Genomic DNA, 15,894 nt, shown 5'->3' with positions numbered 1-15,894 from the left:
TTGCTCAATAGTAACCCAATTTTAGCGATAAAATCACAATTTTTTATTAGATTAGATAGATTTTCTATCGTGAAATGCTGTTCATCTGCGCCAAGCCTGTTAAGCTTTAGCAGTTTTAAGATACATAGTGTTAGGACAATGTCAGAAAATCAAAAAATGGGCCTAACGGCGCGCATTATGATAGGCATGGTGTTGGGTGTTGTATTAGGCCTCACTCTTCAAGCCATCCTAGGTAAGAATAAAGAAATACTCATTCCTTTAGGTCTTTTCGACCTCCCCATTAAAGGTTTTTTCGTTGACGGTTTATTCCACATTGGTGGGCAAATCTTCATTGCAAGCTTAAAAATGCTTGTTGTTCCTTTAGTGTTTATTTCCCTTGTATGTGGCACATGTAGCCTTAGTGACCCAAAGAAATTAGGCCGCTTGGGTGGTAAATCCATTGGTTTGTATCTCATTACAACAGCAATCGCAATCACGGTTGCAATCACGCTCGCACTACTCATTGCACCGGGCGGTGGCGTTGAAATTCCAAGCAGCGCGTCATTTGACGCAAAGCAAGCGCCGACACTTGTGCAAGTCATAATCAACATGTTCCCGACCAACCCAATTGACGCGATGGCCAATGGTAACATGCTTCAAATCATCGTCTTTGCGCTGCTATTTGGTATTGCTATGGCACTAAGCGGAGACGCAGGTGCTCGCCTAGCATCTGTATTTGAAGATCTAAATACAGTAGTACTTAAGCTAGTGACTTTATTAATGAATGTCGCTCCATATGGTGTATTTTGTTTGATGGCCAAGTTGTTTACAACCATCGACATGGGTTTAATTGCCGAGCTCGGCAAATACTTCATGGTAGTACTAGCAGCGCTGCTAATTCATGCATTCATTAACTATTCAATCTTATTTAAGCTGTTAACAGGTTTGAGCCCAATCATCTTCCTAAAGAAAATGAAAGACGCATGTATGTTTGCCTTTAGTACCTCAAGTTCAAGTGCGACTATGCCTGTAACATTAGAGACTGCGACTAAGAAGCTAGGTGCACATAACTCAGTTGCTTCTTTCACAATCCCTCTGGGTGCAACCATTAATATGGATGGCACAGCTATTATGCAAGGTGTTGCAACAGTCTTCATTGCTCAGGTATTTGGTGTAGACCTCACCATTAATGACTATCTCATGGTTATCTTGACTGCTACTCTTGCCTCTGTTGGTACGGCAGGTGTGCCTGGTGTTGGTTTGATCATGCTTGCAATGGTGCTTAACCAAGTTGGATTGCCAGTTGAAGGTATCGCGCTTATCATTGGTGTAGACAGACTACTAGATATGACAAGAACAGCCGTTAACGTCACTGGTGACTGTATGGTAACTTGTGCTGTCGCTAAGTCTGAAAACGAATTTGATATTGATGTTTTCAACGACCCTGATGCAGCAAAAGAACTAGAAGAAACCACTTCAAAAGCAAAAGCGTAAATATCAATAACGCAGCTAGTTATAATAGCTGCGTTATTTTCCTCAATAAGCTAACTCAATACTCTCCTAGCGACATATCTGCTATCCATACCCTCTTCTTCATTGCCATTTTTTCCTAGGTACAGAATAGGGTTAAGCAGAAGATTGTCCGTGTCTAAGCATATGAGTACTTTAGTTATAGCAGGATTTGGACATGGAGTTATCGGTAAGCCTCTCACCTCAAAGCTAGACCACTTATCTAAACATTTGCTCGGCTGAGTCCGGTTCGACAAATGCATTGTTGTGGATAAGAAAAAACCGCGCTATAAAGCGCGGCTTTCATTTTAATAAACGTTAACCTATTAGAATTGGTATGCAAACTTCACGTATGCTTGACGACCAAGGATACTGTGCGTTTTATTGTCAATGCCCATAGACTCTGAAGGAGCAAGCGGCGCTTCCTCATTAAACAAGTTAGACGCACCAAGCGTTACTGTCAGCTTTTCTACGCCAATATAACTGACGCTTGTATCAACGGTAGTCCATGAATCAATCTCATATTTATTGCCATCACTATCGGCAAGGTCTTTATACGAATCAACATAGTTTACGCTGATATTTGCAAGCCAATCATTCTTGGCCCAGTCCATGCCTGCGGTCCAACGGAACTGTGGATGCTGGTATTCTCCATTGAGATCTTCTGCAACATTGAATGTGTTACCTTGATCGTCACTTTCAAATGATTGCTCTTCAAAGTTAAGTGCGTAAGTTAAGTTGTAATTGAACTTAAACTCACCCATTTCACGTGTAGTTAATGCGTAGGCTAAGTTAACATCGAAACCGTCTGTTTCACGACCACCAATGTTAACAAAGGTGTCGTTAATAGTCAGAATACGACCAAGTGTGCTACCTTGATTCGGCGCACGCACCACCAAATTAGGATCGGTACCGCAACAATCAACTAACTTTTGTGCACCAATTTTCTTAATGAGATCTTCCTGATCATAGTTCCAGTAATCCACACCGATACTAAAGTCATCGGTCGCTTGCCACACAACACCTAAGTTGTAGTTTTCGGACTCTTCTGGTTGTAGGTTTTTGTTACCAGACACAATCGCAGTGTATTCATACGGGCTACAATCATCATCAGCGCCAGTTTGGCGACAACGCTCGCGGTCTATCACGCTTGGAGATTCGTCTGTTCTACCTAGATGTAGCTGCACAAGAGAAGGTGCTCTAAATGCTGTCCCCCAAGAACCACGAACCACAAGGCTATCAAGTGGTGACCAACGGAATGCTACTTTTGGATCGGTTGTTGTCCCAAAGTCACTATAGTCTTCATAACGCAATGCTAATTGTAGCTCTAGCGTATCTAGCACTGGTACGCTAAATTCTGCGAATATCGCAGTGTTGTCGCGATCACCGTTCGCTTGCGTCGCTTCTGTACCAAAAATTTCACCTCTGATGTATTGGCTATCTGGGTTATCTTCGATTTTCTCGTAGCGATGTTCGAAACCAAACGCTGCAGCAACGTAGCCTGCACCCAATTCAAACAGTTCACCTGAAATGGTACCGTCTAATGATTGCATGGTTGATGCACCATAACGTGTGGTCGTGGTCTCAAAAAACGCCAGACCTGCTTCTGTATTGGTGCTTGGTTCAAATGGGTTCCAAAGACCCTCATCAATCGCTTGCTGCGCTCTTAGCTTGTTAGGGAAACCATCAAAACCCTTTTCAACTGCACTTGAACGAATAGCAGAATATGCAACTTCCCAAGACCACGCATTCCACTCACCACGAGCACCAAGGACTGCGCGGTAGTATTCAGAATCAACATCTTTTTTACGGTTACCGATATCAACCGTACGACGACGCATTGAAATATCTACACCATGTAAGAAATGGTCTGGGTCGTTAAATAGTGGATGGTTTGGGTTATCACCATCCATAAACAGTTCTGTAAAGCTTGGACTACCTGCACCTTGAATGAAAGTTGTAGAATGCTGTGCCGAAAGTTCAGCAAAGCCTTCAATACCATCGGTGATCTCTTGTACACCGTTATAGTTAAAGCTAATACGTTCTGTCGAAGGAATTGCGGTCATGTGTGGCGCGTAGTCGTAGCGACAAATATCACCAATATCTAAAGCAGGATCGCATTTATCATTACCCCATACGTCCGTAAAGATAGTCTGTCTTACCTGAGTGCCATCGTCTTCAACACGAACAACAGGTAATCTCGCCCACTGCTCGTCTGTTAACATGCTTCTCATTACTTCAACACTACCAGGAACACCAGCAGAACTTAATGAGTTATTACCACCACGAAAACGCTGATCAGCAGATGCCGTATAGTCACGATCTGCATACGTTAAGTGACCGCGTTTAAAGTAATCTAGTGAAAAATTATGGTGACCATTTTGTGTTGATGAGCCCCAAAGAAGGGTAAAGTTTTGTTCTTCGGCACCACCATCTGCGGTGTCTGAGATTTTACCTGCAACTTCAAAACCGTCGATATCATCACGAAGAATGATGTTAATAACACCCGCTACTGCATCCGAACCATAAGTCGCAGAAGCGCCATCTTTTAGAATATCGATACGTTTAACCGATGACACCGGAATGGTATTTAAGTCCACAAATGATGTTTCGATATCTTTTGCAAATGGGCTAACCGCAACGCGGCGGCCATTGATTAATACAAGTGTCGATGATGCCCCTAACCCTCTTAGAGCAACACTAGATCCACCATTTGCAGTGTCATCGCTTGAGTTACCTTGCGTACTAAAAGTACCAGTACCCGATACCGGCAGCTTTTGCAACGCGCCAATAAGGTCCGTTGATCCCGTTGAAGCTAGATCAGCTGCTGATAAACTTTGGATTGGTGACGGGCCTTCTAAATCTGTTCTTTTAATGTGAGAACCGGTCACTTCAATACGTTCAACTTGCTTCGTTTCTTCAGCCTTAACTTGTTGATTCATGCCGATTAAAACGGCAATAGAGAGCGCACTGAGTGGTAATTTATAGGTCATCCTGTTTCCCCTTAAGTTGATAATTACACTGTAGTTTTTTTAATAATCCAGCCATTATTAGCATACCGAAGCAACTTTAACAATGCATTTATTTAACATTAAGTTTCCAATTTAGGTGTCTAATAGCAGAAATTCACGACGAATAGATATCGTTATTTGCCGGTGTGAATTATTGTCAAAAGAAGGATTAAAGGTGATAAGAGAGGGTTTTATCTGTAAAAAATGCAAGGGTGAAGTAACGTCCAACGAATTTGGTTAGTCTGAATAGCTCCGACTAAAGTCTATAGACGTTACTTTATATTATGATGGGCTAATTATAGTGCCAGCCAAGGTTGCACTGACTTCACATTAGCAGAGTCAGCAAAATGTGTATTGTCGTTTGACCACGTCTTCGGGACGCTGATTTGACAGACTTGCAACTCACACTTCATTGTAGCGTCGCTAACGGTTTGACTTCTGCCAAAGGTCACAATAACTCCCTGTTGCTCAGGCAGCAAAAATGACAGTAAGTTTTTAATAAAAAAGCCTGAGAGATCAGCCAGTAGCTCTTCAAATTCCTGTTGCATCTTATAAAGGTCAGCTTTGCTCAAAGATGTTGTGTTAAATAACTCAGCTTCAATCTGCATTTTTAGCTGGCAGTCCGAGTTTGCGCCCTTCGTTTCAATCACTACTTTTGCTTTGTCTTTGTCCAATTCTTTGTCAAATGGCAGCAAGAGCTGCGCTTCATCAGTGTACGACAATGGAAAGCTCGCTTCCTCGGTCACAATATTACCCGTCGTGATTTTACAGGCTTGCATACTCACTGTATCAACAAGGTAAAAACCCACACGTGCAAACTCAAACTCGCCTTTACTTACCACTTTTAGTCTGTCGTAAAAGCTGTCGTATGCAAAGGTGACCGTTTTGGCAGAGGCTATCGCACTCCAAAGTGCCATTATCAGGACAACTACAATCTTACTCTTCATCAAAATACGCTCGGTTATGCCTTATCATATCGTTAAGTTCGTTCACGTAGTCTTCACCACGCTCTGAATAACTCAACAGACCACTTGTTAATACTGTCGCGTCAATCGGCGCTTTTTGAGCTCGCAGCTCTGCTCGTACCGAACGCAACTCCCTGTATGCATCATTGGTGTTAATATTTCTAAAGTATGACTTGACCGCGGCTCTTACCGACTGAAATGCTCTAACTTCGTGATCGGCCGCATCTTCTCGCCGCTTCGGCACCATGCCGCAGCCTTTGGTGTAACACCATTGGCCAAAAAAGTTTAACCCAATCCGTGCAAACCGTGACGTGCCCCAGGCAGATTCATTAGCAGCTTGCATCAGCGCCAGCTCTTTAGGAATAATATCCACTCGGCGCAGTGCTCTTTTGAGCGAAGATTCATTGATGGCTTCGCCTTTTAAATCATACTTGGTGAAAATCATCGCAATCTTTTCTATTTGTTTGCGTGTTAGCGTTTCATCAAATTGCACCATCATCAGAGCGATTTCAAGCGTTGCCCGCTGCTCTAAGATCTGTTTATTTTCGGCTTCTACGTGCGGTTTAATAAAGTCGAAAAACGCCGTTTTCTTTTCCTTAATGTCACGAATGGCTGAAAAATTAGGTAGCTTTACGCTATGGAGTGGCTTTTCCGGCACCTTAGGTACAACCTCTGCACCGGTATCCTCTTGATCTAAGGTAGAATCTTGAGGACCTTTATCTTGGATAAAAGGATAAATTAACGCCCAAATGGTCACTAGGGCAACAATGAGTTTAATCAGTTTAGCTTGCATACTTCTCCTCGCAGTGGCGTTGTTCTGGAAACGGAGTCTCTTTCCTTAAGTCTCTAAGAACTTTTCTCAAGCTCGCTCAATAACAGTTTTATTCTGTTACTATAGTTTGATAGAGCGTTGATAAATTGCGCCAAAATAACAGTATTCAAAAATAGCGGCTGATAATATCAAAAGCCACAATTAAACGCGAATTTTCGTTCAGTTATCGTACATAGTTTAGACGAGTTTGAGATATAAAGAAAAAGGAACAGAAGTATGACGTCTAACGCTTGGCAACAGCGTCTGCTATCGCAGCAAAAAAACCGCCCTAACGACAATCGCTCAGCATGGCAAATAGATCGTTCTAGGATCATACATGCCGCGGCTTTTAGGCGCTTGCAAGCCAAAACCCAAATTATGGCAATCGGCGTCAACGACTTTTACCGGACTCGCTTAACGCACTCTTTGGAAGTATCGCAAATAGGCAGCGGTTTACTGCGCCATTTAAGAAAACAACACCCCGAATTTGAACACTTTCCTTCGACAAGTCTTATTGAAACTTTGTGTCTAGCGCATGATATCGGCCATCCGCCTTTTGGCCATGGTGGAGAAATAGCGCTTAATTACCTTATGCGTGATCACGGAGGGTTTGAAGGAAACGCTCAAACCTTGCGTATCGTCACCAAGTTGGAACCATACACTAAAGGTTATGGCATGAACTTAACGCGCCGCACCTTATTAGGTTTTATTAAATATCCTGCATTAATCGACACACTTTGGTATCACCAACCGACGCAAACACAAACTCGAAAATACATATTATCTAGTGATTGGCTGCCTGCTAAAGGCATTTATCAATGCGACCAATCGGTATTTGATTGGATCCTCTCGCCATTTTCTCAAAACGACCAAATAAAGCTGCAAGAAACCGAGATAAAAGACACCTTCCGTCGTAAGACTAAGTTTAAATCGTTAGATTGCGCCATTATGGAATATGCCGATGATATCGCCTATGCAGTTCATGATTTAGAAGATGCGATTGCAACCGAGACCCTTAACGAGGCAGCATGGCATGATTTCGCGCTGCCTGAATTACAAAAGTTAGACTCTCCTTGGCTAAAGCACAACTTACAACGCGTAAGCGAGAGTTTATTTTCAGAAGATGAATCTAATCGTAAAGATACCATAGGTGAGCTCGTCAACCTGTTTATTGTGCACTGTAAACTCACCGTTCAAGACTCAGATTTTGACTCAGCCCTACTTCATTTTACCGTTGAGATGGCACCCGAATTTCAGGAAATCCTGCAAGTATTAAAAGTGTTCGTATATCGAAGATTAATTCGTGAACCTAAAATGCAGCAAATTGAGTTTAGCGGTCAAAACCTGCTTATTGATTTATTTGAAGTTTTTGCCAGTGATCCCATGCGATTATTGCCGTATACAACCCAAACATTATACCAGCATGCAACCGACGAAACGCAGCAAATGCGTGTGTTAGCGGACTATCTTGGTGGCATGTCTGATGAGTATGCAAGAAAAACACATCGACGCTTATTTACCGGGGAATTGTAAACTCTATTCGTAGAGCCAAGACTTAATCATGAGAAATTCGCATACATTGGCGATTAACTCATTCTTTAATTTTTCTTAAGCCTTTCTTAAGTATCGGCATATATGTTTTCAGCGTAGCTTGATATTTTTCAGTTGGAGCATATATGCCAGCCAAAGCCGTTGCGGTATTCGTGTTAGCCTCTTCAATCACTCCTGCGTTTGCTGGTGACCCATTTAGCATCGTCTCTCTTTGCAATAATAACGCTGAACATCGTAATAAAATGGCTCGACAGACGGATAAAGCAAGCCAAGAGAAAAACATCAAGATTGAGTCTATCGAAATAAACTCAAACCCTATTTTTAACCCAGACGACCCAGAAACGACCTCTTTCCATGACTTCGTAAACTGGCTGCATATAGAAACCCGAGATGCGACTATCGCCTCTCAACTCCCTTTTCAGGCTGGTGACCTAGTCAGCGAGGCCGATATTTTAGAGGCTGAGCGGATCTTGCGTGCTAAAAAATACATCAGAGAGGCGAAAATCAACTACGCCAAGCCATGCAACAGTGCCGAGCCACAGAAAATATCAGTGCAAACGTGGGACACCTGGAGTTTGCTGCCCAGTGTAAACTTTGGCCGAAGTAGTGGAAACAATAAGTTAAGTTTGGGGTTTAAAGAGGAAAACTTGTTAGGGTATGGCGTTAGGGCATCCGTAAAATACAAATCTGACCATGAACGCTCCGGTTACCATAGCGTGTTGCAAATGCCTGCGCCATGGCAACCATATGCCATGATCACGGTGCAAGCAGATGATTATGATGACGGTCAAATATTTATGACTGACATTTATCAACCTTTCTATCAGCGCTCCAGCTCTTTGTTATATAGAGCTTATATTAATGCACAAGACCAAACGACTTCTATCTATCATAACGGTCAAACAGAAAGTCAGTTTCGATATAATGGTACATCTGCGCAGTTTGCTTATGGCCGTTTATGGCAGCAAACCAATAGCACCACACTAAGGTGGATAGCTGGTGTCGATTACAAAGATGTAAGCTACGACGACTCGCGCTTAGCCATAAGAGATAACCTTAATGACTTCAAGCTGTTAGCGCCTTGGATTAGCCTTCAATATATTGAAGATAATTACATCGTGCTGCAGGATGTAGACTTAATCAATCACAGTGAAGATTTCAACCTAGGATGGTCACTTGCGGCCAAGGCAGGTATTGATACCGAAGCGGACGGAGTTGGCTCAATTTGGGAGTTTTCAGCCAACAAAGCATGGTTATTTAATGAGGATGTTTTATACCGATTTAAAGCATCAACCAATGCCCAAATCGGCACGCAGCAAGGTGATAGAGTATGGTCTACTCTCGCTGCTAAGGTAAATTATCGCTGGACCGATAGTTTTGCTTTTTATGCTGATGTCATTGCTGCGTGGCAAAACAAGGAGTTTGCCGAGCGTCCTCTTGCACTCGGTGGAGATGAAGGGATCCGTGGCTTCCCACAAAGCTATCAACAAGGTACGCAAACGGTCAAATCCTCATTCGAACTCCGCATGTACCCTAACATTAATATTTATCAGCTTGTTGATTTAGGGTTCGTTGGCTTTGTTGATATGGGAAAAGCATCCGGGAATATACAACATCCTAATATAAGCAATAACATGCTCGGCAGTGTAGGGCTCGGAGTTCGTTTATATTCCGCACGTTCAAGTAACGAAAACGTAGTGCATATAGACTTTACTAAACCATTAAGTAGTTACCCTGAAGTTGACAGCTGGGAACTAGGTTTATCAGTAGAGACTCACTTTTAAATAGCGCCTCAAAGGGTCAATGTAAAGGTGATGGTGCTCCCTTCCAACGTAACAGTGAGTTCCGCGTCAATGGCTTCAGCAAAGGCCCTAGCAATAGGCAACCCCAAGCCAAAGCAATCATTCGCGCTTCTCGATTGGTCGCTTTGCCATAGTGGTTCAAATAATTGTGCTAAATTCACACTTTCGAGCTCGCCGGAAACCTGATTGCTCACTCGAACATTTATTCCATCCATCGCCCCTTTTTCAACAACAATAAGTGCTTTTGAACCCAGTACACGGTGACGCTTGGCATTTTTTAGTAAGTTACCAATGATACTCTCGACTGCCATTAAGTTGGTCTGAATTGGACATTCTGAGCGAGTTGTCTGAATCTCAACGTTATCAAGTGCTATCTCACCTATCGAGCGGTTGACGACTTGCAATACATCAACAACATCGTCTTTGGGTAGCTTTATCTGCTCGTATTTATGTAGCAACATTACATTGGTGACGATGTTTTTCATCCGCTGACTTATTCTTAATACTTCTGGCACAAAGTCATCCGCCAGTTCATTGTCTTCCGGGAAGCGTGAAATAACTTCCGCCAAATTAATAAGCTCCGTAATGGGCGTTTTTAATTCATGCGAAATATCTGAGGTTAAGCGCTTTTCTCGCAAGTACAATTGTCTGTTTTCAACAATAAAACGGTTTAAGCTTTGCTCAACGGGTAATAACTCAAAGACTGGCTTTTCTAATATTAAGGTGTCTGAATCGTTAGAGAAATTTAGTTTGGCTATCTGAGCATTCATACTATTCAACGGCGCGAGACCAACATCGACCGTTTTACGCACAAAGACACGAATAAACACCACAACACATACGATAGTCACGATAAAAACGATATCGATGAGCCAAAGAATAAAGTCCAGTCCCTCCGACGAGGCCGCGTAGGCAATAACAAGCTCATCATCAAAAGATTTTTTTTCCCCTTTTAGGGTATGGATCTGCGGAATAAAACGGGTATATATGATCCGTCCCGCACGACCATCTGGCAGGGTTTCACTTACCACTTTACTTTCACCAAGTGATAGCGACAAATAGGGTAACTCGTGTTGCGAAAAAAGATCTAAGCTGTCAGAGCGTGCAAACACTCGATCGTTCAACCAGATTTGATAATATTCAGGCTCGATATTACCTGTAAACTCAGGTAAAAACTCACCGGAAAAGTGTAGCTCTAGATGATCTTCATCTTCAGAGACTAGCGTCATCAGCATACCAACTTTTGTATGCATCGCTTTGTCGAATTGTGAGTCAATCCAAGAGTCAACAGCCAAATCTGTGGCGAGTAAAATGGCAACTACAACACCTGTGATGGTAATTGATAATGTGCTAACTAAGTTCCCTCGGATCGACTTCATGGTAGTTGCTCAACATAATATCCAAACCCGCGTTTAGTTTTAACTGGCAAGCATTGACCCAGCGCTTTGACCTTTTTGCGTAGCGAAGAAAGGTGAGCTTCGATGGCATTTTTCGACACACTATCGAAATTGCCGGTAATATAAGTGCTCAATTTTTCTGGTGTAATAATCTTATTTTGATTAGTAAACAAACATTCCAAAATTTTATACTCATTGGGTGTTAAGTCTATCCGCTGCCCTGCAATTAACGCCGACTTTAGCTGCAAGTCAATGGTCAAGAAGCCATGCACGATTTCATCACCATCTTGTTTAAATGCCCCTCTTCTCATTAGCGTTAATAGCCGTGCATGCAGCTCATCAAACGAAAAGGGCTTGGCGAGATAGTCGTCTGCACCACTTAATAAACCCAGCACTCGGTCTTCAGGTTGTGACTTTGCTGACAACACCAACACTCGAGTGTCGTTCTTCTGTTGTCTTAGCGCTTTAAGCACACTTATGCCATCCAAACTGGGCAACATGATATCTAAAATAATTACATCATAGTTATCCATCAGCGCCATACTCAAACCGCTAGAGCCATCCGCCGTATCATCTACCGTAAAACCCAGTTTAGAGAGTCCTAAGGTTAAGCTGCGACGCAAGGACTCAGAATCTTCAATCAGTAACACATTCATAAATAAACCTTTGGCTAGTGCTTAATATCACATAGCTTAGTTGCTCAAACTTAAGATTCGCTAAAGAGAACTTCAACTTTCATCAATTCCGAAGGATTTCCTAAGCTTTTCTTAAGTTTCGTCGGATAGTCTTGTGATAAATGCAGCTATTCTTAACACTCTATGAACAAAGTACACTTTTCAACTCCTTATGCAAAACCCTTCATGGTGTTTTTTCTTTCCTTGTTGATGATTTTGACGCTTAGCCGTTTAGGACTATCAGCTTGGATGTTAGAGAGAATGGCAGGCTCTGATCCTTTGACCTTTGTGATATCAGGCCTGCGAGTTGATTTGAGCACTACCGCTTATCTCGCAATACCGCTCTTATTATTAATGGTCGCGCACTATTTTATACCTAAACCACTGAAGCCTTTACTTACTGCGCTAGTAACGGGATATATTGCATTGAGTATTGCATTTGTCCTACTACTCGAAGCTGCAACTCCGGCATTTATTTTGCAATACGACATCAGACCAAATCGTTTATTTATTGAGTATTTGATTTACCCCAAAGAAGTCATTTCAATGCTGTTGAGTGGTCACTTGGGCACAGTGATATTCACCCTACTTTTATGTACTTTGGCTTTAATAACCACCTTGAGATATTTTCCTCGCATTGGCAACGATGTGCCATCAAAACGGAATATAGCTATCTCCACTTTTTGTAGTCTTATCTGTTTAGCGCTGTTAGCAAGAGGCACTCTGGGTCATAGACCGCTTAACCCTGCTACCGTCTACTTCTCACAAGATGCATTGGTTAATTCGCTGACCATCAACTCGGCTTATAGTGTTGCGTTCGCAGCAAAAAATATGGGTAGCGAAAAAAGTGCCAGTGCGCTTTATGGTTCGCTATCCAAAGAAAAGGTTTTTGATACAGTAAGAAAAGCAAGTTACAAACAAGGTTTTATCTCAAATACACTTCCTACCTTAGCCACTAATCCGGCATATCATCAGGGCAAAAAGAAAAACTTAGTGATTATCTTAGAGGAAAGCTTAGGCGCACGTTTTGTAAGCTCGCTAGGGGGAGCAAACCTAACCCCAGAGTTAGATAAACTGTATCAAGAAGGCTGGGGGCTGGAGAATCTCTACGCAACGGGCACCCGATCAGTTCGCGGAATTGAAGCCGTGATCACCGGCTTTGTACCCTCACCATCACGCTCCGTCGTTAAGCTTTCAAAGTCTCAGCAACAGTTTTGTACGTTGGCGGATATTTTAGCCAAAGAAAACTATACCACACAGTTTATTTATGGTGGCGAAAGCCACTTCGATAACATGAAAAGCTTCTTCTTAGGAAATGGCTTTCAACGTATCATTGACTTTGATGATATTGAAAACCCGGAATTTGTTGCGTCTTGGGGCGCCAGCGATGAAGATCTGTTTAATCAAGCGGATAAAGAACTAACTCAGCTGAGTGAAGAAGAAAAGCCATTTTTTAGTTTGATCTTTACATCTAGCAATCACGACCCGTTTGAAATTCCTGACGGAAAAGTAATGTTACCAACAAATCATAAAAGTGATAAACCTGCGCGAGATCTCGCTATCAAGTACGCCGACTATGCCCTCGGAAAGTTTATTGATAAGGCCAAGCGAAGTCGTTATTGGCAAGATACTATCTTTTTAGTCGTTGCAGATCATGATGTCAGGGTGTATGGATCCGAGCCCGTCCCTATTAAGTCTTTTCATATTCCAGCCGTTATTTTGAATTCAGACTTTAATCAAAAGCAAGATAAAAGATTGGTCAGTCAAATTGATTTACCTGTCACTTTGCTTTCTTTAATAGGGGTTGAACGCCCAACGCCTATGCTTGGTTTTGACTTAACCAAACAATATCCAGTGCAAAGAGCGATGATGCAATATTACGATAATTTTGCCTACATTGAAGATGACAAAGCCGCCATTTTGATGCCAGGCAACAGAGTGAGTTATTGGCAATATGACACGGCGACTAAGATGCAAAAACCACTGGTGAATACAACGCACACCGTTGATTTGAAAGAAAAAGCACTATCTCATGTATTATTTAGTAATTTGGCCTATCAGGAGCGAATTTATCGACTAAAAGAGTAAAGCATAAGGTTGTCTTAAGTATTTCTATAGAAAATAAAGATAACTTAGTTTTTATTTTCTCATCAGGAGTTGGATATGTTTAAATTTTTAAAACATATCTCCCCATCAGGCTATACCAGCCTGATGGTTCTCGCCACCTTTTATTGTACCTTTGCTTTTAATAGCCTATTTTTTATCAAAGTATTTAATGTTGCTACAATACAGGACTGGTCCGATTGGCTATTTTTAGCATCTGTCCCTATCCTTTTGTTTTTCCTGACACTGTTACTATTTAGTTGGTTTTCTTTAATCACCTTCGTACGGCCTTTTCTATTCATTACCATTGTGCTATCCAGTGTGTTGCTATACGCATCAATAAACTACGGCGTAATATTTGATAAAAGCATGATGCAAAACGTTATTGAAACAGACACGGGGGAAGCATTTTCATATTTAAATATAAATCTAGTTATTTTCGTAATAACTTTGGGTTTAATTCCTGCTTATTTAATGACAAAAAACAAAATAAGACAGCCACTAAAGCAAAGACTAAAATCCTTTATTCTCATTAATTTTGTTTCAATTACCTTCATCTCTTTGATAGCATTTAGCTTTTATCAAAACTATGCCTCCGTTGGTAGAAACAACAAAGAAGTCGCAAGCTATATCACGCCATTTTCATTTTATATTGCAGGATATAAATACCTGAGAGATAACTATTTTTATCCTCCATTACCATTTCGATTACTAGATAAAACACCTGCTTTAGCTTCCAAGTCAGGTGCTAATATTACCGTTGTTGTTGTTGGTGAAACTGCACGTGCAAGCAACTTTTCATATGGAGGCTATAAAATAGATACTAACGAATACACTAAACAGGACGGCATCAAATATTTCAGTAACATGTCATCTTGTGGCACAGCGACAGCAATTTCAGTACCCTGTATGTTTTCACGGCTAGATAGAGCAGGTTACAATAGCCGTCTTGCTCAGAGCCAAGATAACGTGCTTGATGTGATCCACAGGGCTGGCGCCGAAGTGTTTTGGATAGACAATAATAGTAGTTGTAAAGGTGTATGTAATCGGGTTGAGAATTATCGAATTGATACTAACAAGGATAACCCGCTGTGCGACGGTAAGTATTGCTTTGATGAGGTACTAATCCCATCACTTATGAATACCATAAACAACGCGCAAACAAGCAATATTGTTGTTGTCTTACATATGATTGGCTCGCATGGCCCAACTTATTATCGCCGTTACCCTAAAACACAGCAAAAATTCCTCCCAGATTGCCAACGCAGCGATATCCAAAATTGTACGCCTCAAGAATTAGTGAACACCTATGACAATACCATCGCTTATACAGATTTAGTGTTGCACAAAATCATTACACAACTGTCTTCGTTAGACGCAGAAACTGTCAACATGCTCTATGTTTCCGATCATGGCGAATCACTTGGTGAAACCGGATTATATTTACATGGCTTTCCATATCGTCTAGCGCCTAAAGAGCAAACTCAAATCCCGATGATTTACTGGAGTAATCGGCTAACAAATAAAAACTATAGTGGTTGCATTGACGCTGTAAAACAGCAACTCCTTTCTCATGACAATATCTACGATACGTTACTTGGCTTAACGCAAGTTAAGTCGAAAACCTATCAGTCCAAAAAAGACATATTCGCAACCTGTCGAACTCAATTACTCGCAACTAATGGAGAAACTAATGCATTTTGATAACACCAATAAGCCAACTGGAGCAAAACGACTATTGCTGGCGCTTGGACACTCATTTAGAGCGTTTAATTGGCTCACAAAAAATGAATCCGCCTTTCGGCAAGAGCTTATTCTATTGCTGGTTACTATCATTTTGCTATTTACACTTGAACTTTCACTCTATGAGCGCGTTATGTTGTTTTGTGCAACGCTGTTTGTGATGTTTGCAGAGATAGTGAATACCGCTATTGAAGCAACAATTGATAGAGTCGGTTTAGAGATCCATCCATTGTCGGGGCTTGCCAAGGATTTGGGCTCGGCTGGCGTGTTGATCGCACTTATCGTTTTTATCTGTATCTGGGGCAGCTGTTTATATCAAAACCTCTACTAGCAAGTAATGGCCAATCAA

Annotated in this window: 11 protein-coding genes; 6 read left to right on the top strand and 5 right to left on the bottom strand. The window is 41.7% G+C overall.

Going from position 1 to position 15,894, the window contains the following annotated elements; all coding sequences use genetic code 11:
* The first annotated feature begins 138 nt into the window (after nucleotides 1–138).
* Entirely contained in the window at nucleotides 139–1,473 is a 1,335-nt protein-coding gene (locus tag NH462_RS06520) for a dicarboxylate/amino acid:cation symporter (RefSeq protein ID WP_010605027.1), read from the top strand.
* Nucleotides 1,474–1,814: 341 nt separating this feature from the next.
* On the opposite strand, the gene NH462_RS06515 is transcribed toward NH462_RS06520, so the two are convergent.
* The 3 genes from NH462_RS06515 to NH462_RS06505 form a co-directional block, all read right to left on the bottom strand.
* Nucleotides 1,815–4,481, bottom strand: coding sequence for a TonB-dependent receptor (locus NH462_RS06515; RefSeq protein ID WP_253104964.1), 2,667 nt, complete (start codon nucleotides 4,479–4,481; stop codon nucleotides 1,815–1,817).
* Between the two features lie 314 nt (nucleotides 4,482–4,795).
* On the bottom strand, nucleotides 4,796–5,416 hold the full coding sequence (locus NH462_RS06510; RefSeq protein WP_253104962.1) for a DUF2987 domain-containing protein: 621 nt from the start codon (nucleotides 5,414–5,416) through the stop codon (nucleotides 4,796–4,798).
* A 19-nt stretch (nucleotides 5,417–5,435) separates the two neighbouring features.
* Nucleotides 5,436–6,257 carry a glucosaminidase domain-containing protein gene (locus NH462_RS06505; protein ID WP_010373940.1) on the bottom strand — a complete coding sequence of 274 codons (822 nt, stop codon included), beginning with the start codon at nucleotides 6,255–6,257 and terminating at the stop codon, nucleotides 5,436–5,438.
* Between the two features lie 255 nt (nucleotides 6,258–6,512).
* Between NH462_RS06505 and NH462_RS06500 the strand changes: the two genes are divergently transcribed.
* Both NH462_RS06500 and NH462_RS06495 read left to right on the top strand, forming a co-directional pair.
* A complete protein-coding gene (locus NH462_RS06500; RefSeq protein ID WP_253104959.1) occupies nucleotides 6,513–7,808 on the top strand; it encodes an anti-phage deoxyguanosine triphosphatase in 1,296 nt (431 codons plus the stop codon).
* A gap of 143 nt (nucleotides 7,809–7,951) precedes the next feature.
* Nucleotides 7,952–9,610, top strand: coding sequence for a hypothetical protein (locus tag NH462_RS06495; RefSeq protein ID WP_253104956.1), 1,659 nt, complete (start codon nucleotides 7,952–7,954; stop codon nucleotides 9,608–9,610).
* A gap of 8 nt (nucleotides 9,611–9,618) precedes the next feature.
* Here the strand turns inward: NH462_RS06495 and NH462_RS06490 are convergent, their stop codons facing one another.
* Both NH462_RS06490 and NH462_RS06485 read right to left on the bottom strand, forming a co-directional pair.
* Complete coding sequence (locus NH462_RS06490) at nucleotides 9,619–11,007, bottom strand: HAMP domain-containing sensor histidine kinase (RefSeq protein ID WP_253104953.1); 1,389 nt, start codon at nucleotides 11,005–11,007, stop codon at nucleotides 9,619–9,621.
* On the bottom strand, nucleotides 11,004–11,681 hold the full coding sequence (locus tag NH462_RS06485) for a response regulator transcription factor (protein ID WP_253104951.1): 678 nt from the start codon (nucleotides 11,679–11,681) through the stop codon (nucleotides 11,004–11,006). The genes NH462_RS06490 and NH462_RS06485 overlap by 4 nt, the downstream gene beginning before the upstream one ends.
* A 204-nt stretch (nucleotides 11,682–11,885) precedes the next feature.
* Here NH462_RS06485 and NH462_RS06480 point away from each other — a divergent pair, with 204 nt between their 5' ends.
* From NH462_RS06480 to NH462_RS06470, 3 genes are all read left to right on the top strand, one after another.
* Complete coding sequence (locus NH462_RS06480; RefSeq protein WP_253104948.1) at nucleotides 11,886–13,787, top strand: LTA synthase family protein; 1,902 nt, start codon at nucleotides 11,886–11,888, stop codon at nucleotides 13,785–13,787.
* Between the two features lie 75 nt (nucleotides 13,788–13,862).
* The gene (locus NH462_RS06475) at nucleotides 13,863–15,506 is read left to right on the top strand and encodes a phosphoethanolamine--lipid A transferase (RefSeq protein WP_253104945.1); all 1,644 of its coding nucleotides are present in this window, start codon (nucleotides 13,863–13,865) and stop codon (nucleotides 15,504–15,506) included.
* A complete protein-coding gene (locus tag NH462_RS06470) occupies nucleotides 15,496–15,876 on the top strand; it encodes a diacylglycerol kinase (protein WP_010605037.1) in 381 nt (126 codons plus the stop codon). The genes NH462_RS06475 and NH462_RS06470 overlap by 11 nt, the downstream gene beginning before the upstream one ends.
* Nucleotides 15,877–15,894 lie beyond the last annotated feature (18 nt).

Source organism: Pseudoalteromonas sp. OANN1, from assembly GCF_024124685.1.
GTDB classification, from domain to species: Bacteria; Pseudomonadota; Gammaproteobacteria; order Enterobacterales; family Alteromonadaceae; genus Pseudoalteromonas; species Pseudoalteromonas piscicida.
Note: the sequence above shows the minus strand (reverse complement) of the source record. Positions and strands in the feature narration are given on the sequence as shown.